17 protein-coding genes are annotated in these 24,456 nt (G+C 52.5%); 11 read left to right on the top strand and 6 right to left on the bottom strand.

From position 1 onward, the window contains the following. Positions 1-256: 256 nt before the first annotated feature. Genes ccsB through tilS form a run of 3 tightly spaced genes read left to right on the top strand, consistent with a single transcriptional unit; the run spans position 257 to position 2,820 of the window. Positions 257-1,255: a c-type cytochrome biogenesis protein CcsB gene (gene ccsB / locus NDA02_RS03490; RefSeq protein ID WP_190791853.1), complete on the top strand. Its 999-nt coding sequence runs from the start codon at positions 257-259 to the stop codon at positions 1,253-1,255. 26 nt (positions 1,256-1,281) lie between these two features. Beyond that, positions 1,282-1,740 carry a KGK domain-containing protein gene (locus NDA02_RS03485; RefSeq protein WP_348254407.1) on the top strand — a complete coding sequence of 153 codons (459 nt, stop codon included), beginning with the start codon at positions 1,282-1,284 and terminating at the stop codon, positions 1,738-1,740. 18 nt (positions 1,741-1,758) lie between these two features. Next, positions 1,759-2,820 (top strand): tRNA lysidine(34) synthetase TilS, encoded by a 1,062-nt coding sequence (tilS, locus tag NDA02_RS03480; RefSeq protein ID WP_190791850.1) that lies wholly within the window; start codon positions 1,759-1,761, stop codon positions 2,818-2,820. A gap of 60 nt (positions 2,821-2,880) precedes the next feature. Here the strand turns inward: tilS and hmpF are convergent, their stop codons facing one another. Then, positions 2,881-4,620 (bottom strand): pilus motility taxis protein HmpF, encoded by a 1,740-nt coding sequence (gene hmpF, locus NDA02_RS03475; protein ID WP_348247178.1) that lies wholly within the window; start codon positions 4,618-4,620, stop codon positions 2,881-2,883. Positions 4,621-5,625: 1,005 nt separating this feature from the next. Here hmpF and NDA02_RS03470 point away from each other — a divergent pair. From NDA02_RS03470 to NDA02_RS03445, 6 genes are all read left to right on the top strand, one after another. After that, a complete protein-coding gene (locus NDA02_RS03470; RefSeq protein ID WP_190790664.1) occupies positions 5,626-6,903 on the top strand; it encodes a response regulator in 1,278 nt (425 codons plus the stop codon). A gap of 281 nt (positions 6,904-7,184) precedes the next feature. After that, positions 7,185-7,550, top strand: coding sequence for a response regulator (locus tag NDA02_RS03465; RefSeq protein ID WP_190790665.1), 366 nt, complete (start codon positions 7,185-7,187; stop codon positions 7,548-7,550). A 176-nt stretch (positions 7,551-7,726) separates the two neighbouring features. After that, positions 7,727-7,864: a hypothetical protein gene (locus tag NDA02_RS03460; protein ID WP_190790666.1), complete on the top strand. Its 138-nt coding sequence runs from the start codon at positions 7,727-7,729 to the stop codon at positions 7,862-7,864. A 62-nt stretch (positions 7,865-7,926) separates the two neighbouring features. After that, on the top strand, positions 7,927-8,484 hold the full coding sequence (locus tag NDA02_RS03455; protein WP_190790667.1) for a chemotaxis protein CheW: 558 nt from the start codon (positions 7,927-7,929) through the stop codon (positions 8,482-8,484). A 53-nt stretch (positions 8,485-8,537) separates the two neighbouring features. Further along, positions 8,538-11,420, top strand: coding sequence for a methyl-accepting chemotaxis protein (locus tag NDA02_RS03450; protein WP_190790668.1), 2,883 nt, complete (start codon positions 8,538-8,540; stop codon positions 11,418-11,420). A 68-nt stretch (positions 11,421-11,488) separates the two neighbouring features. Further along, entirely contained in the window at positions 11,489-16,537 is a 5,049-nt protein-coding gene (locus NDA02_RS03445; protein WP_190790669.1) for a response regulator, read from the top strand. Positions 16,538-16,547: 10 nt separating this feature from the next. On the opposite strand, the gene NDA02_RS03440 is transcribed toward NDA02_RS03445, so the two are convergent. From NDA02_RS03440 to NDA02_RS03420, 5 genes are all read right to left on the bottom strand, one after another. Next, entirely contained in the window at positions 16,548-17,201 is a 654-nt protein-coding gene (locus NDA02_RS03440) for a TraX family protein (RefSeq protein ID WP_190790670.1), read from the bottom strand. A gap of 99 nt (positions 17,202-17,300) precedes the next feature. Then, positions 17,301-18,221: an ROK family protein gene (locus tag NDA02_RS03435; RefSeq protein WP_190790671.1), complete on the bottom strand. Its 921-nt coding sequence runs from the start codon at positions 18,219-18,221 to the stop codon at positions 17,301-17,303. 9 nt (positions 18,222-18,230) lie between these two features. After that, positions 18,231-19,109 carry an ABC transporter permease gene (locus NDA02_RS03430; RefSeq protein WP_190790672.1) on the bottom strand — a complete coding sequence of 293 codons (879 nt, stop codon included), beginning with the start codon at positions 19,107-19,109 and terminating at the stop codon, positions 18,231-18,233. A gap of 253 nt (positions 19,110-19,362) precedes the next feature. Next, the gene (locus tag NDA02_RS03425) at positions 19,363-19,617 is read right to left on the bottom strand and encodes a hypothetical protein (protein WP_190790673.1); all 255 of its coding nucleotides are present in this window, start codon (positions 19,615-19,617) and stop codon (positions 19,363-19,365) included. A gap of 133 nt (positions 19,618-19,750) precedes the next feature. Further along, entirely contained in the window at positions 19,751-20,926 is a 1,176-nt protein-coding gene (locus tag NDA02_RS03420; RefSeq protein WP_190790674.1) for a M20 family metallopeptidase, read from the bottom strand. Positions 20,927-21,403: 477 nt separating this feature from the next. Here NDA02_RS03420 and NDA02_RS03415 point away from each other — a divergent pair, with 477 nt between their 5' ends. After that, a complete protein-coding gene (locus NDA02_RS03415; RefSeq protein ID WP_348247184.1) occupies positions 21,404-22,420 on the top strand; it encodes a TOBE-like domain-containing protein in 1,017 nt (338 codons plus the stop codon). A gap of 293 nt (positions 22,421-22,713) precedes the next feature. Beyond that, positions 22,714-24,381: an ABC transporter substrate-binding protein gene (locus NDA02_RS03410; protein ID WP_190793423.1), complete on the top strand. Its 1,668-nt coding sequence runs from the start codon at positions 22,714-22,716 to the stop codon at positions 24,379-24,381. Positions 24,382-24,456: the final 75 nt, after the last annotated feature.

Raw genomic sequence — 24,456 nt, 5'->3', positions numbered from 1 at the left:
GCTCCCTGTACATAATTCTGCGGAAAACTGAATTTTCTCCGAATCTCAAAGCTCCTGATTCATAGGGAATTTAGTGATAGGGAATTTAGCGGGCGATGCACCACCTCTCCCATGTCTCCCCCATCCTTAAGAATTTGTTGCTCAAAATGCAATCAAACCCCAAATCGGGGAGCAGGCTCGGTACGATAGAAGAAGACAGTCTTTCTAATGGTGCTTGTCTTGGTTGACTGCATCTCTCGCGCTGGAGATTTTTGGGATGGATCTGGTTGCACTGCAAAACTGGCTTGATAACGCTTCCTTTGCCGTTTTGTTTTTCACGATGCTGATGTATTGGGCGGGAGCCGCTTTCCCCAAGCTTTCCTACCTGCCGACGTTGGGCGCGACGGGGATGGCGATCGGCAATCTCTGTATTGCGGCATTGCTGGGGGCACGCTGGATCGAGGCAGGCTATTTCCCGCTCAGCAATTTGTATGAGTCGCTGTTTTTCATTGCCTGGGGCATTACGGCGATGCACTTCGTTGCGGAAAACATGAGTCGCAGTTCGCTTGTAGGTGTGGTCACGGCTCCGATCGCGATGGGCATCACGGCGTTTGCAACGCTGACCCTGCCTGCCACGATGCAGTCTGCCGAGCCGCTTGTTCCTGCGCTGAAGTCAAACTGGCTGATGATGCATGTCAGCGTCATGCTGCTGAGCTACGCCGCGCTGATGGTGGGTTCGCTGCTAGCGGTCGCGTTTCTGGTCGTCACCCGCGGGCAGGAAATTGAGCTAAAGGGAAGCTCGGTTGGCACAGGAGCATACCGGGATTCGCGCCTGCGCCTGCGTCGTGCCGGGTCGGAGAATGCTGCGCTGACCCTGAGTGCGGCTCAATCGACTGATGCTGCTACGGCAGTTCTGACCCCGGCAAGTGAAACGATCGCCCTCACCCCTCAACGGCTCAACCTGGCAGACACCCTAGACAACATCAGCTACCGGATCATCGGTCTGGGCTTTCCGCTGCTAACGATCGGCATTATTGCCGGAGCGGTTTGGGCAAACGAAGCCTGGGGATCTTACTGGAGCTGGGACCCGAAGGAAACTTGGGCACTCATTACCTGGCTGGTGTTTGCGGCTTATCTCCATGCCCGCATTACACGTGGTTGGCAGGGTCGTCGTCCGGCAATTCTGGCGGCATCGGGATTCGTCGTTGTTTGGGTGTGCTATCTGGGCGTGAACCTGCTGGGCAAGGGGCTACACAGCTACGGCTGGTTTTTTTAGGGGCTATTCGTTAGAAACCGGAAATCATGGAAGAATTTGAAGTCTTAAGCAGCGATGAAGTGCTGCACGTCCGATCGGGTCGAATCCTGATGCGAAATCCAACCTTTAAGGCAAGCGAGTTGCTGGATGCCCTAGCGCAGCTGATTAGCGAACAGGACAGCGAATGGACGGAAGAACAGGAAGACTGGTTCACCGATCGCGGCTTGAGCTGTGAGGTTTTGCGCGTCGGAAATGCAGGCTGGCAGCGCGGCAGAGTCAGAATTCGCTTTGAGTTCGCACCCGAACGTCCTAAATTGCTCCGGGAAAGCCCCCCACCCCAAACTGAAACCTACTCCCGCCCCGGAATCTTTTTGCCCCGCAGTCGCGACGAAGGCTATCCGCGCAATCCATCCCCAAACCGGGAAGACATCTACCCCAGACGCAATTCGCCTCAAAACGAAGACTGGGATGACAGAGACGATTTTGAAAACGAGCGCGGCTATTAACTCAGTAGTTTATTCCCTGTGTCTGATGCTGTTTGGTCAAGGTTTCACGCTCGACTCCACCAAACCCTGCGCGATCGCTCTCTCCTGCCTGCCCACCGATCGGTGCTGGTTGCGGTTTCCGGCGGACAGGATTCTCTCTGTCTGATTCAGCTGCTGCTCGATCTACAGTCCCACTGGAACTGGCGGCTTGGTATTGCTCACTGTAACCATCGCTGGCGATCGGACTCAGACGCAAACGCAGACCATGTGAAACAGTGTGCTGAAACCTGGCAGATTTCCTATCACAGCGCGACTGCGACAGAACCGCTCAAAAGCGAAGCGGCTGCCAGAAACTGGCGATATCAAGCTCTCATCGAAATTGCTCAGCAGCACGGCTACGGGTACCTCGTTACAGGACATACCGCAAGCGATCGAGCAGAAACCCTGCTGCATAACCTGCTCCGAGGCAGTGGAACCGATGGACTGCAAGCCCTTTCCTGGCAGCGCGAATTGCTTCCTGATCTATGGCTGGTTCGTCCCCTACTGAAATTTACCCGGGCTGAAACGGCTCTCTTTTGCCAGGCGCAAGGCTTAAAAATTTGGGAAGACACGACCAATCACGACCTGAAATTTAAGCGCAACCGCATTCGTGGAGAACTTATTCCCTACCTGCAAACTCACTTCAATCCGCAGGTTGAGTTCACGCTCGCGCAAACGGCAGAACTGTTGCAGACAGACGTAGATTATCTGGAAACGGCAGCCGCAGACCTTTTACAGCAATCTCTCGATCACTTGGAAAGCTCAGAGCAAGGAAACCAACGCCGATCGATCGATCAAATTCCTCCTTTCCCCCGCCTGAACCGAATCGTACTGCGATCGGCTCCCCTGTCACTTCAGCGACGGGCAATGCGGCAATTGTTGCAGTCATTTCTGCCTCAAGCCCCCAGCTTCGACCAGATCGAAAAGCTCGTTGCCCTGATTACTGCCCCCAACCGTAGCCGCACAGATCCCTTTCCCGGAGGCACGATCGCCCAAGTCAACCATGAGTCGATTATCTTTGTCGGTCAAAGTCCCCCAATCCTGGGGGATTTAGGGGGCTAGAAACCCTCAAGCGTAAACCAGAAGCGACAAAGCTCTTAAGCACCAGAGAAACTCGATCGATCAAGAAACTGCATACTGGACCTGCGGATTTGTCAGCCGTTCGATCGTTTCCCGCATTTCGCTCAGTGCTTGATGCTGGTAGTCGCTGGCTTCCTGAAACTGAGTCATCATGGCAGCGATCGCTTCTGCTTTCTGACGCAATCCGTTCAAGCTGTCCTGCATGGGCTGAAGGGTTTCCTGGTAGGTATTAACCTTGCCCCACAGTTCGCCTACGGCTGACATTTGGGATTTGAGGTGCTGTTCGAGTTGAAGCAGTTCTTCTCGCTGTGCCTGCTGCTGCTGGGTTTGCTGCTCGATCGCCTGCTGGTCAGTGTCGATCGCCTGCTGCAACTGCTGAATCTGGGTTTCGAGTCCTGCGAGTTCTTGAGCCTGCTGCTGACGGAGAAGCTCAATGCGCTGGAGTACTGGCTCTAGATTGACGGCAAAGCTCTCTTCCTGATCGATCGGGTGTCCCTGACGACGGGCTAGTACCATTTGATGCTGCTTTAAGGTTGCCTGCCGCTCTTGCAGGTTGCGTCGCTGACCAATCAACGTTTCGTGCAGCATTTGATAGCGGTCTTGCTCGTCGGCAAGTTCGGTTTCCAGGCGAAGGCGATCGTATTCACTTGCCTGCTGAATCTGCTGCTTGAGTTGGTCAATTTCCTGTCGCTGAAACGTTAACTCCTCCTCCTGCCCATTCACAAACCGCGACAGTTTCTCCAGATCGTTTTCGAGGTCGGTTGTGATTGTCTGGAGTTCATCCAGCGACAAAATCTCAAGCTGACCGAAATCAGCCTTATCATACGAGCCTGCAAGCTGAGCAACCTGCTGATGCAGCCCTTTCTGTCCTTCCAGATATTGGCTCAACACTTGAGCATGGCTCTGACGAAGGGTGAGCGTTTCCTGTTTCGCCCGCAGATCCGCTTTTGCCTGCTCTACCCCCGCCTGCGCCTGATGCCATTGCTGCCAGCGATCGTGAATTTCCTGCGCCTGGCGATCGACCTGTGCCTGCGTGTCCTGTGCGGTGGAGCGATGCTGCTCTAGGGACTGCCAGGAGTGATCAAGCTGCTGCTGCTGTTGCCCAATCAGTTCAAAAGACAGGTTGAGCTGTTCTTGAATCGAGTCAGTAGGTGCCACGGCTCCCGATAAACGATTCAGGAGTTCCTGAAGGTAATTTGCCTGTCCTGCATCGAGCGTTGTGGACTGGTTTAACTCTGCCTTTTTTTCTTCCAGGCGGTTCATCTCGCCGTGGAGCTGTGCCCAGGCTCCCTCTAGCTCTTGCGTTCGCCGCTCAAACTCTTGCTGGAGGCAATCGACTTCTTCCCGCCGAGTGTCAATCTCCTGTTTTTGCTCCTCCAGCCCCGAAAATTCTGCTTCGAGCTGCTGAAGCTCTTCCTGTCGCGCCTCCAGTTCCATTTCGCGCCGGTTTAGCTCCTGGCTCTGGTAGGTGAGGGATTGCTTCCACTGCTCAATTTCCTCTTCCTGTACTTTTGCTTTTTCTTGCAAGCGAGAGAAGTTTTGCAGGATGCTCACGAGTTGGCGACCTGCTTCAACATGACGCTGAATTTGCTTGCTTGCGGTCAGGTCAAGCATCACAAGCACACCAGCATTGTAAGAAACATCATCGGTCGCAGAGATAATCTCTTCGCCCTGCACCGGACTCCAGCTCTGTTCGCTCTTCTGAACAGCTAATAGCTTGAACTCTGCCTTTCCTGCACCAATAACCCTGGCTTTTCTAACAACTTCTGCTAAGTACAGCACGCCAACAATCCCCTCTTTAACCTAAGACTTGACTCAATTTCAAAGCTGTTTGCTTATATGCGTTCGATTGCTCAGAACTTAGAATTTCTGCTTCACCTCATAATTTCTAGTACAAAATTAGCTACAGCATTCACAGCTTAGTCTGTGCACTAGGGGCGATGAGGTCAACCCTGAGACAGGGAAAAACTCCTGCACCCCAGTTAGGAACCGGAAAGGATTTCTACAGCACTGATAGATGCAGCAGCTATCTCTAAGGGTGGCTCAATTCGTAGTATGCGGAATGACATCCCAGAATGCGCCATATCAAGGACGAATCCTCCTGCCAACAGTCAAGGATAAGTCAATCTTGAGGAAACACAGGAAAAGGGATTCTAAATCTCCCGTTTACTGTAGCATTATCGCTTTCCTCAGTCGCATCCCTAACCTGTTCAAAAAGCTCATCTACGGCTGGTTAAACTCTGCTGGTTAAACTATAAAATCTAGAATGCCCCGGAACATTAGGACTACAACAAACTGAACTAAATTTACCCTGCCCTTTTATAACCCCGGTTATATAAAGAAATTCCTCTCTTTTCCCTTGGCAGCAGCAAGCTGATGGTTTTGGCTGGAACTGAGGGAAACCTAATGTTTAGGTATCGGCGAAGTGATAGGCAAATTTGATTTTGCAAAATTAAACCGCAAATCTTCAATCAGGCGAACTGCGAATAAAACAGCGGGGCAATAGAGATGAAGTCAACCTGCAGTTCCTTATCCCCGCCCGACCCGGCTGAAGAGAAACTGCTTTATTGCAAGAAGAAGCCATGATAGCTGTGGGCGATCGGACTCAATCAAGGGAAATCAAGCGATCGTAGACGCAGGAGAGCAGATGCAGGAAGATGAACGAGGATGCGTCAGGGGCAGGCATACGCAAGACAGCCTTACCGCATCCTCCAGGCGGTCAAAACTCGATACAAAAGCGATACAAAAAGTCGATCCAGAAATGGAACAGGAGACGGCCAAGGCTGAATGCAGGGAAAGTTAAGCGAGATTGATATTCGGAGCATTCTTCAGCTTGTGGAGCTGGGGCAACGGACGGGTGAACTGCTGGTCGAACCTTATGGGACACCAGGGCTAAAAACCTCTCAGCCGTTATCCTGGCTTGTTTTCTTCGTCAACGGCAAGATTGTTTACGCCGGAGACAGCGGCGGTGACCTCACCCGGCTGCACGACTATCTACGGCGATATCGGCAGCCCACGCTGGATTTATTTCCCGAATCGACGATCGCGACCCTGAACGCGCCCGAATACGGTTACCTATGGATGCTGCTTGAAAATCACGCCGTCACGCCAGCCCAAGCTCGCAGCATTATTCAGGGCATGGTGCATGAAACGCTGTTTGATCTGCTCAGCCTGCACCAGGGGTCTTTTGTGTTTGAGATGAGTCCTGCCCTTGCCCCACAGCTCACCGCTCTGGAAATCGCGCCCTTGATTGCTCAGATGATGAAGCAGGTTCAGGAGTGGAAACAGTTTTATCCGCATCTTTCGTCTCCTGATTACTATCCAGTGATTGTAGACCCGGTCGCACTGCGAAAAATGCTAACCGGGGCTTCTTTCGATTTGTTAGAACGCTGGGTAGATGGCAAAACCTCGCTGCGGCAAATGGCACGTTATCTGAGCCGAGATATTGTGACTGTCGCAAGGGCAATCTATCCCTATGTGCAGCAAGGGCTTGTGCATCTGACCAGCCCGTTTGCTCCGCAGTCCCTTAAAGGGAGGAGCACCCCAAATACGCTGCCTCAAAACCCCTCCCTTCTTCAAGGGTCCTTGGACAAAGTTCCCCGCATTGTTTGCATCGACGACGGAGTGACCGTCCGAAAAACTGTTGAGGAGATTCTCAATCGCTACGGTTATGAAGCCAGCTCGATCGGCAATCCGCTAAAGGCACTGAGCCTGCTGTTTTACCTTAAGCCTGACCTGATCCTGTGTGATATTGCCATGCCTGAGCTAGATGGCTACGAAATTTGTGCCATGCTGCGGAGTGCGTCTGCTTTTCGCGAAACGCCGATCGTCATGCTGACTGGCAAAGAGGGATTTATCGATCGCGTCCGGGCAAGAATCGTGGGTGCAACAGATTACCTGACCAAGCCCTTTGGCGAAGGGGAACTGCTGATGCTGGTCGAAAAATATGCGGGTGCGGGTAACCCGAATCGTCTCAAGCCCGATACGCTGCTAGCACAAGATTTGCAAGCTGCTCTGGAAGCCGATCGTCCTCGTAGCTCGTCTCACCTCAATCGCCTCATCTAAATCACGTCAAATCCCTCAAGTTCAGTTGAACATGAAAGCTCATTGAATCCGACGGATGAAGACGGGGCAAACAGGGCAGCAGTGAATCAATGCAGCAGTAAATGATTGTAATGAATGCGTTAGAAGCGTAGGTTTTAGATTTTAGATTTAATGAAATGAATAGAGGAAGGTTGAAAAATCAGTAGGATGAGAAATCATGCGTCTAGCGATTTAAACTTTTAGATATTTTTCATTTAGATATTTGTCTTTGCCATTACCGTTGAGGGTCAGTCAGAAGCAATATGAGTAAAATTTTGGTAGTTGAAGACAGCGTATCCCAACGGGAGATGATTAGCGACCTGCTGCGGAAAAGCGGGCTGGATGTTACGGTTGCCAGCGACGGTTTAGAGGCACTTGAGAAGATTCAGGGACTTTGCCCTGACCTTATCGTTTTAGACATTGTGATGCCCAAGATGAACGGCTATGAAGTCTGCCGTCGTTTAAAGGCAGATCCCAAGACGCAGAATGTACCTGTTGTGATGTGTTCGTCAAAAGGAGAAGAGTTCGACCGCTATTGGGGAATGAAGCAGGGAGCCGATGCCTATATTGCTAAGCCATTTCAGCCGACCGAGCTAGTGGGTACGGTAAGGCAGCTTTTGCGGGGCTAGCTTGCTGGAACTAAGACTGATCCGGAATCAGTGATCGATCGATGAAAACTTTAGTGAGCGAATGGGTCGAGTAATCCAGTAAGCAGATGAGTGAGTGGATGAGTAAGCCACAACCCTAAACGTAGTAAAAGACGCGATACAAAGCACTTTTCCCAATGCGGCAACGGGCAACCCCGATGGTTGAAATCTCAGAAAATTCTCTCTTGCGGGAAACTGCTTTAACAGAAGAATACAGAGTAAATTGCGCGATCGCGGGCTTGTTAGATGTGCTGCAAAAGCCAGGAAATCTTGAACAGCATGATATAGAAATCTGAGAGCGGGGTAGGTTAAGAATGAAGGTCATTCAGCAATTTCCACAGGGTAATAGGTCAAGTGCATGATCGGAAATCCGGATTTCTTGACAGGCAGAGGGCAGGATCAGGCTCCCGAGCTCCAGGAGCTAGATAGTCCTGAGGGTGAGCTGCATTTGCGGTTTTTTGTTGCCTCTGGCGCAGAATTTGCTTTACCCGCAACGGGAATCCGGGAAGTCATTGCTGCGGCGCCCGATCGAATTACGCCCATCCCTAACGTTTCTCCTTTACTATTAGGAACACTAAATGTCCGGGGTCGCGTTATCTGGGTTGCAGACCTGGGGCAATTTTTGGGCGATTCGACTTCGCTCAGCACCGATCGAACCGAGATCTCGGTCATTGCCATTGAAGATCAAGACGCCATGTTGGGACTGGCAGTCGATCGCATTATTGGAATGGACTGGCTCGACATCGACGAGATTCAAATGCCTAGCAATCTGCCTGACAGCATGGCTCCTTTTTTGCGGGGAGAGTGGGCGATGGCAGGAGAAGCCGATTCCCCACCAGGGAGAACCGCTTCGCAGCACAACTTGAGATTGCTCGATCAAGTTGCAATTTTACGATCGGCACGATGGGCAGCATAATGAGCGGCATAATCGGCGACAAATCGGTTTTGAACGGGTAGGAGAAAAGGCACATGGCAGCAAGCACGCACTCAGAGAAATATAAACAAGCTGAACGCGCCTATATGCTGGGCAGCTATGAGGAAGCTGCATCGATTATCGATCGGCTCGTGGCAGATTATCCTGGCGATCCAAACGTCCGCTTGCTGCGAGGGCACATCTACTGTTACGGCTTACAGCAATACGAAGTTGCAAGAGAGCAGTATGAATCCGTCCTCCAACTCACCAGCGATGAGGAGTATGTCAACTACGCGCACAACGGCTTAGCCTATGCCGAGCAGTTTGCCGGACCGCCGGAGCCGTCTTCTGGCAAGGGGGCAGGAGTGGCTGGCTCTCCAGACCCGCTAGAGTTTTCGGATCGTAGTTTTACAGATGATCCTGCCTTTGATGATCCTGCCTTTACCGATATCGATCACGAGTTTGTCAGCACGATTGATATGGCTGCCTCACCTTTCCAGAGTGAGGAAGTGGGCGATTATGTCTTAGAAGAGACTGCCCCTCACACCTGGCAATCAACCCCTGAAGCAAATAGCTTTGATGATTTTGACTTTGCCGATCTAAACCTCGATAGCACCGAAGGCGTGGAAGGCGCAAATCAGGCCGCCCAGACTTTCCATCAGGACTTCGTGACGGATCCGTCATTGGATTCCTCGTTTGATAATGCATTTGCTGCCGACCCCAATCCTTTTCTGGCTGCCTCTGAGAGCGAAGACGATTTTTTCGCAGACTCTGATAACCCGTTCGAGAGTAATTCTGCCGCGAATCCCTTTGCTCCGCCTGCGTCGGCTGCTTCGCTCCACGAGTTCGATGAAGCGGCATTTGACCTGAGTGATTTTGAAGACAGCAATTCCCCGATCGATCCCCTTCCGGCGGCTGATTCTAATACGCCTGGCTACCCTCAGCGACCCTTTGAAGATGAAACGCTGTTTATGGGCGACAGCAGCGTCTTTCCTTCCCCTCAGCAAGGTTCGGCAGACATTGATGCAACCTATGGAGTTCCTGAATTTGCATTAGCTGAAGACAATTTAGAAGAACAAACGTTTGTGTCTGGTGCAGCGTTTTCGGACACTCATTCGCCCGGAGCAGACTTTGCCCTGGATGACGAATTCAACGACCCGGATTTTGCGGCAAGCAGTTCGTCCTCTTACTCGGCTTCGGTCAACGGACGCAGCAGCATTGATTTCCTTGATGAATTTGACGAATTTGATGACCTGGGTAGTCTGCCGGATTTTGATTTGTCTGATAACTCGGTTGACTTCACGAGTCCCTCGATCAGCATGACTTCTGGCACTGCTGCGACTCCAACCACCAGCAGCGTTGGTTTCGATTTTGCCGATAGCGGTGATCAATCTGTGCTCCGGGATGACGATATGTTTCCCCTGTCGGGAACTGCAGAAGCCATGCCTGCGTTCACTCCGGCAGACAATCGGTCGCTAGAAGCCGATGTCACCGTCGAGCAAGGCATCACCGCTCCGCTCGAAAATGCCGCACTAGATAAGAAAAAGTGGATCGTGGCAGGCACCACGGGAGTTGTCTCGATGCTAGCGGTGGCTGCCGTGAATTTTATCACCGCCTCGACCATTCCCCAATCGAATCGCCCTGCGGTGGTACCCTACCTGGCGACAGCAGGCTTGGCAATGAGCGCGACTGCAGGAATTGCTGGGTTTGGGGTTGCGTCAGCGTTAAGCGGGGTTTTAACTCGTCAGATGAAGCGCAGCGTTTCCGATTTGCAAGCGCAATTTGATGCGGTCACGGATGGCAACCTGAGCGCAAAAGCAACGGTTTACTCGGAGGACGAATTTGGTCAGCTTGCCACTAGCTTTAACCAGATGGCGCGGGTTATTCTAACCACGACCAGCGAGGCACAGCGTAAAGCAGAAGAGCAAGAGCAGGCAAAGGAAGACTTGCAGCGTCAGGTGATTCGCCTGCTGGACGATGTGGAAGGAGCTGCCAGAGGAGACTTGACGGTGCAGGCTGAGGTCACGGCAGATGTGCTGGGAGCCGTGGCAGATTCCTTTAACCTGACCATTCAAAACCTGCGCGAAATTGTGCAGCAGGTGAAAACTGCCGCTCGTCAAGTGACGAAGAGTTCGACTGAGAATGAAATCTTTGCCCGATCGCTTTCTTCCGATGCATTGAGACAGGCAGAAGAACTGGCAGTGACGCTCAATTCGGTGCAGGTGATGACCGACTCGATTCAGCGGGTGGCAGAAAGTGCCCGTGAAGCCGAGGAAGTGGCGCGATCGGCATCTTCTACTGCCTTGAAAGGTGGCGAAGCAGTGGAGCGTACCGTATCCGGCATTCTGGAAATTCGCGAAACAGTGGCAGAGACTACCCGCAAAGTGAAGCGACTAGCAGAATCTTCGCAGGAAATCTCCAAAATCGTCGCTTTGATCTCTCAAATTGCCTCTCGGACAAACTTGCTAGCTCTCAACGCCAGTATCGAAGCCGCGAGAGCCGGAGAAGCAGGACGGGGATTTGCGATCGTCGCTGATGAAGTGCGTCAGCTTGCTGATCGAGCCGCAAAAGCCTCAAAGGAAATCGAGCAAATCGTGCTGCAAATTCAAAGCGAAACCAGCTCGGTGATGACTGCTATGGAAGAAGGTACGCAGCAGGTTATCGAAGGCACACGACTGGCAGAGCAAGCAAAACGATCGCTGGAAGACATTATTCAAGTGTCAAACCGGATCGATGTGCTAGTGCGATCGATTACAGCAGATACGGTAGAGCAAACCGAGACTTCTCGTGCCGTTGCTCAGGTCATGCAATCAGTAGAACTGACGGCTCAGGAAACTTCTCAGGAAGCACAGCGCGTCTCTGGATCACTGCAAAATCTGGTGGGTGTTGCCCGCGACCTATTAGCTTCGGTGGAACGATTCCGCGTAGAAAAGGTCTAACTGCGCCAGCCCAACGCCTAAACCCCCTTACTTACCGTTCATCGTTTTCCCCTTACTAGGAAAAGGCTATGCTGCCGGAACAACAACAGCGCATCATGGGTTATTTCATTGAGGAGGCAAAAGACCACCTCAATACGATCGAGCAGGGCTTGATTAACCTGCAAGCGACGATCGAAGACTCGGAAATGGTGCATGAAGTCTTTCGGGCGGCTCACTCGGTGAAAGGGGGAGCAGCAATGCTCGGCCTGGCAGGCATTCAGCATGCGGCGCATCGCCTAGAGGACTATTTCAAAGTTTTGAAAGAATGTCCCGGTGTTAAAACGACTCAGAAGCTCGAAACGCTTTTTCTGCGAGTGTTTGATACCCTGGCTGCACTGATCGAACAGCTTCAGGGTCCATTTGGTTTAACCGAGGACAAATCGGCTGAGTTAATGGCGGCAGTTGAGCCAGTGTTTGCCGAACTGAGCCAGAGCCTCAGCCTGATTGTGAGCCAGACAGGGGCAACGCTGCCAGAAGACGTGGAGCTGGATGCACCTGTGTCACTAGCTGCACCAGAGCCATTACCCATTCCTCAGCCTGCGGTTCATTCAGAGTTGCGCTCTGCCCTAGCCGCCCAGGAAGAAAGCGCAATTCAGCTCATTTTCCAGAGTGATGTTCCGGCTCTGCTGCGTCAAATGCTGCAACTCTTCAAGCAGCCCGATAGTCCCCAAACGCGAGAGCAGCTTCAGGGCATTTGTGAGGCTCTGGGTCAACCTGGAGAGCAGCTTGATCTGCCCGACTGGTGTGACCTGCTCCAAGAAGTCAAACGATCGATCGCCTGTCTTGAAAATACCTACCGTGTCCTTGCTCCGGTTGTGATTAAAGAAGTCAAGCAGGCACAGGAACTCGTTCTTGCAGGACGATCGATCGAAATTTCGCCGAGTCAGAACTTACTAGATCTGCTGCCGCCCGAAACCAAGTGGGACAGCGAGGAAGAGCTGGAGGCAGACTTCTCAGCCTGGTTTGACTCAGATGAGGAGGTTGCCGTCCTGACTGACACTGTTTTATCTGAGCTGGATGTGGAAGTGCCCGTTTCCCTAGCAGGGGCAGGCGTAGCAGGACAAGACGATGCCGCTGACTTCCAGGCGAACCGTGAAGACCTCCTGAATGAACTGTTCTCCAGCAATTCGGTGTCTGACGCTGCTGTTCACTCGGCTCAGGAGCAAGCAGACTTCAGTTTGTTTGAGGTCGATCAGCCTGATGGGGTGTTGGGGCGATCGGGACCAGAAGTTGGAGCTGCTGAGCTAACTTCACTAGCAGATTTGTTTGATGCAGATTTTAGCGCACCGCTTCCCAATGAGGTGGATTGGACAGACGCTTTTGATGAATCATTTGATTCGCCGCTGAGCGAAATGGATACGGTGCTTGAGCTGGGGGATGAGGCAAACGGACTCACTGATTCGTATCAATCGCGGGCACAGAACAAGTTTGAACCGGACGAGCTTGAACTGGACGAGCTTGAACCCGAAGAGAATGAGGCGTTAACCCTGGATGAGGGCGATGATGACCTGTCTGCCCTGTTAGAAGCAGCAGAACCATTCAACTTGACGAATTCAACTGAAAATTTCACTGAAACAGCTTTACCCAGTTTGGAAACCGAACTGTTTGCTAATTTAGAGCAGGAAACGGAAACTGGATCGGTGATTTCTGGTTTTGCCGAACTAGAGTCCCTTTCGGAAGACAGCCTCGATCGCGGCTTTGAGGCGCAGCCAACGCCATTGCAAACCGATACGGAAGAGGCATTTTTAACCTCTGTTTTTAGCGACTTCGATCGCGTTGGGGAATCTGCTGGCACTCTGTTAGATGCCTTCTCGCTCGATGCCTTTTCGCCCTTGTCGGATGGTGCAGAAAACCAGGCAGCGGAACCTGAATTTTTTGAATTGTTTGGGCTCGAGTCGTCTGATGATTCGATCGAACCTGCTCTAGAACTCCCTGATGAAGAGAATGACGGCGATCGAATGACCGCAGATTTCGACAACCTGTTTGGGCAGGAAGAACTCCTAGAAGTGCCTGATGAAGGCGATTCAGAACCCAGCTTTGCTGAAAATTTTGCCTTCGATCGTACAGAGCCGAATGCAGTAGATCGGGCAGCCCCCGACGGCTTTGCAGATTTATTTTGGGAAAATACGCCGCCTTCTATCCAGCCTGAGGAGCTGCTTCAGTCTGAAGATCCACCTTTTGATGCGGAAGTCTCCACCGATCTTTGGTTGGATCCAGACGATTCGTCTGGCTTGGCGGAACTGAATTTGGCTGGGCTAGATTTGGCTGAACTGATAGAAAACGAAGAGCTAGAAGGCGAAGAACTAGAAAACGAAGAGCTAGAAGGCGAAGATTTGGCGGCACTCGTAGCGGGTGATTTGACCTCTTCTGAAGTCTTCTCTGAAGGATCTGCTGAGCTGCCTGAGATGTTTAGCCTGGAGCAGGAAGACTCAGAATTTGATCTTAGCCCGACAGAAATAGAGCGATTGGTTGAAACGCTAGACGAGCAGCCAGATGAGCAGCCGCAATTTCACCAGGAGATTGATTCGGCTTCTTTGCCTAACCTCTTCGACAGCACCCTGGTAGAAGCTGATGGGAATGCGATCGAAGAAAATATCGAAGAAAATTTTGATGATCTAGAAGCACTGCTGGCAGCAGAGGAAATGCCGCCCTCCGACTGGGCTTGGGCAGAAGCCGCGATCGAAGTCGAACCCTTAGCGGTTGACGGCAATGAAAGCAATCCTGGCGACGTTCTCAGTGATATTTCAGACCTTTCAGTTTCAGATCGCCTCGTTGAGGATGAGTTTGCTGATTTAGAAGCCCTGCTCGATCAAGACCTTGACGATAGTCCGATGGCTGCTCCGATGACTGCCCCGATTTCTCGCTTAGAGGATTCCGGTGCACAAAACGCAGACGAATTTGCCGATCTGGAGGCTTTGCTTGAGGATAAGTCGTTCACTGCTCCGCCTGAAGTGGATGTGCCCATTTCCAACCTGCCGATCGCTCGATTGCCTGCTGAAGATGAGTTTGGCGATCTCGAAGCGTTAATTGAGAACGTGGATCAGGTGTTGGGGGTCGGGTCTTCTCTGGTGCGAAAGACAGCCAGCACTGCGAACCGCCGACCGAACCGCCGCAATGTGCTGAAAGAGCAAACGATGCGTGTTTCGGTAAAGCACCTCGACAACCTTAATAACCTCGTTGGGGAAATGGTGGTCAACCGCAATGGACTGGAGCAGGCACAGGAGCGATTGCGGCAGTTTCTCGACAATTTGCTGTATCAGGTACAGCAGCTCAGCGATGTCGGACAGCGGATGCGCGATTTGTATGAACGATCGCTGCTAGAACGGTCATTGCTCAGCAGTCGTCGCGGCTATTCTGCAACTGGAACAGGGTCGGCTCCTTCGCAAACTAGTCATGCGATCGGGGTTAATTTTGATGCGCTGGAGATCGACCAGTTTTCGCCTTTCCATACGCTGTCGCAGGAAATGATTGAACTCATTGTCCGGGTGCGGGAAGCTTCTTCGGATATTGACTTTGTGGTTGAGGAAAGCGACCAGGTGACGCGCAATTTCCGCCAGATTACCACTCAACTTCAGGAAGGGCTGACGCGATCGCGAATGGTTCCCTTTGCTCAGACTGTTGATCGGCTGCCGCGGGGAGTGCGGGATAATTCGTTGAAATATGGCAAGCAGGCAGAGCTAGTGATCGAAGGGCGCGAAACGCTGATTGATAAAATGATCGTTGAACAGCTCAGCGATCCGATGACGCATCTGGTTAATAATGCGATCGCCCATGGCATCGAAACCCCGGAAGAACGAATCGCTGCCGGAAAATCACCCACTGGGCGTATTATGGTTCGGGCATTCCACCAGGGAAACCAGACGATTATTTCAGTCAGCGATGACGGAGCGGGCATCAATCCTGAAGGGGTGAAGGCAAAAGCTCTGGAACGAGGACTGATTACGCCAGCAGAAGCGAGAGACTTATCTCGCCTGGAAATCTACGACCTGTTGTTTCAGCATGGCTTTAGTACCGTCGATCAAGCCGATGATCTGCGTGGGCGAGGCGTGGGGTTGGATGTGGTGCGAAACAACCTGAGTGAGATTCGCGGTTCAATCACGATCGACTCGGCGATCGGCAAAGGCACGACGTTTACGATTCGTCTGCCGCTGACGCTCAGCATCTCAAAAGCTTTGTGCTGCATTAGCAATCGTGCCCGGATCGCCTTCCCGATGGATGGCATTGAAGATATGTTTGACGTTCCTAAAGATCGTCTTCAGACCGACGATCAGGGAGCTTCCTACGTCCCCTGGCGCGATATGGTGCTGCCGTTACAGCCGCTTTCAGATTTGCTGCGCTATAACCGCATTCTAGGACGAGGCAGCGTTTACGGTGGAAATCAGGAAGACGATATGGTTTCGATCGTTGTGCTGCGTAGTGCCGGAACATTGCTCGCGCTCCAGGTGGATCAAGTGCTGGGCGAACAGGAAATTGTAATCAAGCAGCTCGAAGGTCCAGTGCCCAAACCGATCGGGGTTGCCGGAGCGACAGTGCTGGGAGATGGACGGATTATGCCGATCGCCGATGTTCTGGAGTTAATCGACCTCTGGCAGGGACGTATCCGCCGTGAAGCAGGCACGACCCTCTGGGAGCGAGAGCGAGGGCCGATCGTCGAGGAAAGCACTAAGGCTGAGCCAACCGTTTTGATTGTGGATGACTCGATTACTGTCCGCGAACTGCTGTCGATGACCTTTAACAAAGTAGGCTATCGCGTTGAGCAAGCCCGTGACGGTCAGGAAGCCTGGGAAAAACTGCGAGCTGGGTTGCCCTGTAGTTTAGTGTTCTGCGACATCGAAATGCCCCGCATGGACGGACTAGAACTGCTCTCGCGGCTTCAGAAAGACCCTCATTTGTGCGAACTGCCGATCGCAATGCTGACTTCTAGAGGAGCCGATCGCCATAAGCAAATGGCAATTCAGCTTGGTGCAAAAGGCTACTTTACCAAGCCCTATCTCGAAGAAGTTCTGCTCGATGCGGCTCAGCGAATGCTGCGTGGGGAAGTGTTAGTCAATGGAAATTCGACCAGCACCGCAACCTGAACACGATCGATTAATAGCGGCTCAGCGTTTGCTGTATGGCATACAGAGCAACCATGTGCCCCGGATAAAACCAGTAAAACCAGCGGGCGCGTTTACCCTGCTGACTGCTTGCCATTACGAAGAAGACGGGGGCTGCGATCGCCGGAACCTGAGCAATTCCCCAACTTGGCTCAACCAGCACCAGCCCAAAATGAAGCAGCAGCCAGGCTGTCCACCAGCGAGCGGTTGGCTCAAAGTATCGAATCAGGGCGATTAGCCCAATGCCATAAAAGCTGTAGTCTACCGGAATTGCGTGTGCTAGAGCGGCTCCCCCAATCCAGCAGGGAATCTGGAGATACGGGTTTAATCTAGCGACTCGCAGGCAAACTAAGCCAATCGCCAGGGTAAACAAAATATTCCACTGGTCGTTTGCGCCGTTCAGCAGCACCAGATTGTATAAAGGCTGAGTCAGTACTGCCATTACCAGGAGCCGCAGCAAGTATTTCCAAAAGTTGCGCGTGTGTGCCTCGCCCTGCACCAGCAGCCAGCAAAATAATGGAAAGCTATATCGACCGATAAACCTGAGGATATCCACGCCCGGGAAAAAGACCACGCCGACGTGATCAATCACCATGAGCAGGGCTGCTAGCAGCTTGATTTGATAGTTCGTGAGCGATCGATTCATGGGCGAGGGGTTGCAGTTCCCGGTGCAGGGTGAGCGGTGAAAGGTTGCAGTTGCATGACTGTCCTCTGCGTCACTGTCATCCTACTCGATCGCCCCTGATCAGGCGTTAGCCGTGTACTTTTGCCAGGCAAGCTTTGCGGCTCCCACTATCCCTGCCTGATTGCCCAATTCTGCCGGAAGGAGCCGAAGCCCTGCCCGTGACGAAGGCAAAACCCGCCGTTCCAGCTCTGCCTCGATCGTCGGAAAGAAGAATGCTGCGCTGGCACTCACCCCACCCCCAATAATCACCGCTTGAGGCGTGAGAACATAAACCAGGCTGGCAATTCCCGCACCCAAATCGCGCCCGTATTCCTGCCAGAACTGAATCGCCGATCGATCGCCTGCCGCTGCCCTTGCGCCCAGCTCATCTGGTTCTAGTCCGGTTCGGCGACGAATTGCCCGCACCGAAGTATATTGCTCTAGCGAACCGCGATTGCCGCTATTGCATTCAGGTCCATCGGGGTTTAGCGTAATTAGCCCCAGTTCACCTGCTGCGCCGTCGTGACCCACAAACAGCTTACCGTCCAGAATGATTGCGCCACCCACGCCCGTTCCCAGCGTTAGGATGATGACGTTGTGAAATAATTTGCCTGCTCCCAGCCAGAATTCTCCCAGTCCGGCGCAGTTGGCATCGTTTGCCAGAATTGTGGGACGATCGGTTTTGGCTTCCAGCCAGTCGGCTAAAGGAATATCGCGCCACCCGTCTAGATTAATTGCCACTCGTGCAATGCGTCCGGCTGCGTCTGCGGGTCCGGGTGTGCCCAAGCCGATCGCTATCGCCTCACGACTGGGATCGACAGACTCGATCGCCTCCACTAGTGCCAGCAAAACCGCTTCAGGCGTGGCAGGCTGAGGAGTGGGTACGGTAAGCGACTGAAGACAAGTTCCTTTCCAGTCAAATCTACCGAGTTTAATTGCCGTGCCGCCCAGGTCAATACCGATCACCTGATCTGCTGTGGAAATGTCTGTGGATACGTTCATAGAAGAGTACTATTCCTGACGCGATCGTGGGTCAATCAGTTCGTTTAATCCTTCCCCCAGCAGCGACAAGCCAACCACCAGCAGCGTCAACGCCAGTCCCGGAAACAGAGCCGTCCACCAAATTCCGGTGGGCAGGGCATCTAACGCCTGCTGCAAATCACGCCCCCATTCGGGTATATCTTCGGGCAAGCCCAAGCCCAGGAAGCCTAAGCCGCCCAGCACCAGTACTGCATCTGCCGCATTGAGCGTAAACAGCACCGGAACACTTTGAATCACGTTGAGAAACAAATAGCGCGTCAGCACCCGCCAGGTCGAAGCCCCCATCGATCGGGCTGCTTCAATAAACAGTTCTGTTTTGACGCTAACCGTATGATTTCGCACCACTCGGTAATATTGCGGCACATAGGCAATGCTGAGGGCGATCGCCGCATTCCATACGCCCCGCCCAACCACAAACGCCAGCGTCACCGAGAGCAATAATCCAGGCAGGGTGTAGATTGTATCCATTAAAAATAGCAGTGTGCGATCGAGCCTGCCGCCCAGATAGCCGCTCACCATACCCAATGGCACACCAATGAGCAGACTCAGCAAGGTTGCCAGCACCACCACCTGCAACGCCGCCTGAGTGCCAAACAGCGTTCGCGAAAACACATCATAGCCCTGCCGCGATGTGCCAAACCAGTGTGCTGCCGAAGGAGCCTGATGAGTCGGATTTGTCAGCCCTTCTAGTGGGTTTTGCAGCCAGCCCCAGGATTGCAAAAGCGGCGCGAACAAAGCTGCCAAAATAAACGCCAGCGTAATCACCAGCCCGATCGCCATAAGCTGAATCGACAGGCGCGGATACTGGGATAACCGCAGGCCAAAGCGGCGGGATTTGGTTAGAGTCATGACACTTGGCGCGATCCAATCAGGATAGAGAGCAGGAAGATTACCCCTTGGGGGAACTGCGAAGCAACCGCAGTATTCCGTATTGTCCCTTATCTCGCTGCAATTTCTGCTTCGATCTCAATTGCGACAAGACTTTCGATCGCTGTGGTTAGCTGCTAACCGCTTCTTGGCTCGTCTTGACTCGTCTTGATTCGTTCTGCCCTCGCCTGAATAGACGCTAATCAGACTCTAATCCCCACTGAAATCGATCGAATTACAGCTCGTCTGGCGTGTCAGGAGCAACTTCAATGCCTCCCGTTTGGATAACCGTCTGCTGATCGGTGATTAGATCGCTTAAAGAAGAAATTTCTACGCCGATTTGACGACAGGCTTGCTCCAATGACTGTTGAAAGCGAGAAATGTTTTGGCCGTAGCCGCAAAGCTCAGCAGCCACCGTAACGCCCTGCTCTGCGTTTGCTTTAGCGCAGTCAATCAGTTCAATTCCGGTAAGGGGTTGGGATGCAGCCATAGTGACTGAAGGGTAAACAGTTCAAACCAATTTAGCAGGGGCATCTGGGAGCGATCGTCTATCTAGCGCGGCATTTATATCGGCACAAATCTACTGGCACAAAAATCTCCGCACCAAATATCCGCGCAAATCATCACTCGTACCAATATTTGTAAGCCGCATACGCCATCGTGACAACCCCAGTGACGATCGCCGCTTCGTTGACCTGAAACTGCGGGTGATGCAGGGGGTAATTAGTGCGATCGGCAAAGCCAACTCCCAGTCGAAACATTGTGCCAGGCGCGTGGTTCAGATAGAGCGCGAAATCTTCTGCTCCTAGTGACGGCTCCATTAAAAGCTGCACTCGATCGCTGCCCCAAGCTTCCTGAGCGGCGTCCTCGACGATTTTGGTCAGGTAAGGGTCGTTTTGCACCGAGGGAACGCCGTGACGGTAGCTTATTTCATATTTTGCTCCGTACGTCTGACACACATGTGACACAATGCCCTCGATCCAGCTTGGTAACGCAGCACTGGTTTCGGGATGAAGCGATCGAACCGTTCCCAGCAAGCGTACCTGATCTGCAATCACATTGGGTGCACGTCCGCCGTTAATTTGTCCGATCGTCAGCACCACGGGACGCAGCGGATTTTGGGTACGGCTGATTGCCTGTTGTAAGCTCGTGATGACTTGAGACGCAATCCAAATCGCATCGATCGCCTCGTGCGGACGCGCCCCATGTCCAGATTCGCCAACAATGGTAATTTCCAGATCGTCTGCTGCCGCCGTGAGTGCGCCATAGCGAATGCCAATCGAACCGCCGGGAATCGTCGGAAATACATGAGTTGCCAGAATCGCGTCAATATCTTCCATCACGCGATCGCGAATCATCCAGCTTGCGCCTTGAGCAGTTTCTTCGGCAGGCTGAAACAAAAAGCGAATCGTGCCGGGAAGCAGTTGCCCAAGCTGGGACAAAATCATCGCCGTGCCCAGTCCCACCGTGGTATGGACATCATGACCGCAGGCGTGCATAATTCCGGGTTGATGGGAAGCAAATTCCAGTCCGGTTCGCTCCTGAATCGGCAGGGCATCCATATCTGCCCGAATTCCCAGCAAACGAGAATCGGTTCCATCTCCGCTTAAGTGACCCACAACGCCCGTTTTGCCGACCAGTTCCTGAACGTGCAGCCCGCAGGAAGACAGAACTCCTGCCGCATAAGCTGCTGTCTGATACTCCTGACCGCTTAGCTCTGGATGGCTATGCAGATGCCGACGAATTTCAATCAAGCGAGGAGCAAGGCGATCGGCGATATCTTTAATCCGGCTAAGCATTGATTCAGGCAGGAGGGTGCTTTTACCTTATGATAAACAGTCTTTTACCCTTTACAGAACTTTACATATGACTTCACGATGGGGAAACAGCTGTAGACAGTCATCGTTCGAAGGTGCCTCAGGGTGTCCTGAGGGTGTCCTTAAGAGGCGATCGGCTTTAGCCACGCAAGCATTTCAGAAAAATCGCAGTATGGTCAGTCAGACGTGCTATAAAAACTACAGTAAGTACAGCGATAAAGTGGGAATTAATATAATAAATAACAGTTAAATAACAGTTCACTGTGGTGCATTTCATTGTGGTGCATTGTCCTGAATCTGAGCGGGCTGAATGGGTCGAGCCTGGTGCTGGTCGGTTCGAATCAAAAGCAGTGCGATCGTCGGACAGGCATTGATTGCTTAATTATTTTGCTGGATTGTTTGTTTGCTGGATTGTTTCTGGATTGCTCTCCCCCAATTTCATAACAGAGGTCAGTTGTCGTGGGAATTGTTGTTGAAAAGGTATCCAAAGGATTCGGTGACTTTCAGGCAGTCACGGAAGTGAGTCTGGAAATCAAAACTGGCTCGCTGGTTGCTCTGCTAGGTCCTTCGGGTTCCGGGAAGTCAACGCTGCTCCGGTTGATCGCAGGTTTGGAAATGCCCGACTCCGGGCGAGTTTTTCTCACAGGTCGGGATGCCACTTACCAAACGGTGCAGGAGCGCAATATTGGCTTTGTGTTCCAGCACTATGCCCTGTTTAAGCATATGACCGTCCGCAAGAATATCGCCTTCGGATTGGAGATTCAAAAGTATCCTAAGGCGAAGATTAAGCATCGCGTTGAAGAATTGCTTGATCTAGTGCAGTTGAGCGGATTGGGCGATCGGTATCCCAGTCAGCTTTCCGGGGGGCAGCGGCAGCGGGTCGCTCTGGCACGGGCACTAGCGGTTGAACCAAAAGTTCTGCTGCTAGATGAGCCGTTTGGCGCACTGGATGCACGGGTGCGAAAGGATCTGCGGGTATGGCTGCGCCGTCTGCACGATGAAGTTCACGTCACAACAGTTTTTGTAACCCACGATCAGGAAGAAGCGATGGAAGTTTCTGATGAAATTGTGGTGATGAACGAGGGCAAAGTTGAGCAGGTTGGTACGCCTGCCCAAATCTACGACCATCCGGCTTCTGCATTTGTCATGAGCTTTATTGGTCCGGTCAACGTGCTGCCCAGCACCTCCCGCATTTTTGCAGCGAACGGCTTTGACTCTCCTCATCCCGAAGTCTTTTTACGTCCTCAAGATGTTTTGATCGACGTGAATCCAAACGGCACTTCTACGCCTGCACGAGTCAGCCGCATTATTCATCTGGGTTGGGAGATTCAGGCAGAGCTAACCCTTGATGATGGACAAGTTGTCACGGCTCACTTGACGCGAGAACGATTTGATGAATTAAACCTTGCTCCCAGTCAGCGCGTGTATGTGAAGCCCAAGGAAGCAAAGGCGTTTCCGCTCTACTACTCAATTTAGTCTGTTTCAGACGTCTGTTTCGGCAAGGTTAGGTGTCAGGGGTTCGGTCCCTTTCTTTGAGGGATGGGGATCGGGCGAGGACTTGCACATCCATCGTTTCTTCTCAAGCCGCCTCTAAGTGCTGCTGCAATTTTTCTCTTGAAGTTAGTTCCTCTTTCTTTAGCGATCGATAAACTTGCGATTGAGTAATTGGACTTCGCATTGTATAAAGTGTGAGTCAGAGGCTGCGATCGATCTCCCTCAGAGGAACTATTGCATCGCGCCCGACTGAACTCAAGGGAAGGGGAAGGATGATGAAACTTGGATTGTGGCGTTCCATTGGGAAAAACATTTTGCAACTGCGGAGCAATCGCCGCCGCTGGCTTCAATTCGCCGGGCTCTTCACCGTTTGCCTGGTGCTGTCGGTGAGCTGTGGACGGACTCAGCCCGTTGCTTCAACTTCGGCAGGCGACACTGGAAATGGGCGGGTGACAATGGGCACAACCTTGGAGGTGCGGACGATCGATCCTGCTGATGCCTATGAAACGTTTCCCGGCATTTTGCTTTATAACCTGGGCGATCGGCTTTATACCTACAAATCGGGAACGACTGAGCTAGTGCCTCAGCTTGCGTCTGCCCTGCCCGAAGTCAGCAGCGATGGCTTGACCTACACAATTCCCTTGCGCGAAGGGGTCACGTTCCACGACGGCGAACCGTTTAATGCCGAGGCGATGGCATTTTCAATCCAGCGATTCATCGAGAATGGCGGACGACCTGCCTTCCTGATGTCCGACAGAATTGACACCGTTACCGCAACGGGCACGAGTGAACTCACGATCAAACTCAAGCAGCCTTTTGCCGCCTTTCCCGCCATGCTGACTTTTTCGGGGATGACTCCGGTTTCTCCTAAAGCCTATGAGCTTGGCGCCGGCAAATTTAAGCCCGATACGTTTGTGGGCACGGGTCCGTATAAGCTGGCGCAGTTCGGCACAGACTCCGTGCGGTTGGACGTGAACGAAAATTACTGGGGCGATAAACCTGCCAATCAGGGCGTTGATATCCAGGTCATCAGCAGTCCGGCGAACCTGTATAACACCTTCCGCACGGGCGGACTCGATGTTGCCTATCAAACCCTTGACCCCGATCAGATCCGCAGTCTGGTGAGCGAAAAAGATAAAGGCGGCTGGCAGGTGATCGAGGCGGGCACGAATACGATCAACTACATGGTGCTCAACCAGAAAGCCAAACCTCTGGACAACGTGAAAGTGCGGCAGGCGATCGCCGCCCTGATCGATCGCAAGCTGTTAGTCGATCGTGTTTTTCAAGGACAGGCAGAACCCCTCTATAGCCTCGTTCCCAACACATTTCCAGTATCCAAGCCTGTATTTGAGACGCAGTACGGCGACGGCAACTACGAGAAAGCTAAAACGCTGCTGCAAGAAGCCGGAATTACTGAAGCAAATCCGCTCGATTTAGAAATCTGGTATTCCTCAACTTCCACCACGCGCAATCTCATTGCATCGACTCTGAAAGCGGCGATCGAGCAAAACCTGCCCGGACTGGTCAACGTCAAGCTGGACAGCGTTGAGTCCGCCACCCTGTTCGACAACCTTGACAAAGGAACCTATCCTACGGTGCTGCTCGACTGGTATCCCGATTTCTACGATGCTGATACCTTCGTCCAGCCCTTCCTTTCCTGCGACAAAGGCTCTGCGGCGGCGGGCTGTCAGGAAGGTCAAAGCCAGGCTGGAGGCTCTTTCTACTTCAGCGATCGAGCAAACAAACTGGTAGAACAGCAGCGCATCGAACAAGACCCTAAAGCCCGCGACCAGCTCTTGGGGCAGCTTCAGGATCTCTCAGCCACCGACGTGCCCTACATCCCCCTCTGGCAAAGCAAGGACTATGTGTTTGCTAAAGGCAATCTCCAGGGCGTTAGCATTCAGCCGACGCAGCAGTTTTTGCTGTGGCAGATCAAGAAGTAGGTGAGGGGATGAGTACCCAGAGCATGTAAAAAGCTGCATTGATTCCTGGCTCCATCCCTAACTTATTCCCCACTC

The organism is Leptolyngbya sp. ST-U4 (genome assembly GCF_039962215.1).
In the GTDB taxonomy this organism is placed as follows: domain Bacteria; phylum Cyanobacteriota; class Cyanobacteriia; order Elainellales; family Elainellaceae; genus Leptolyngbya_A.
Note: the sequence above shows the minus strand (reverse complement) of the source record. Positions and strands in the feature narration are given on the sequence as shown.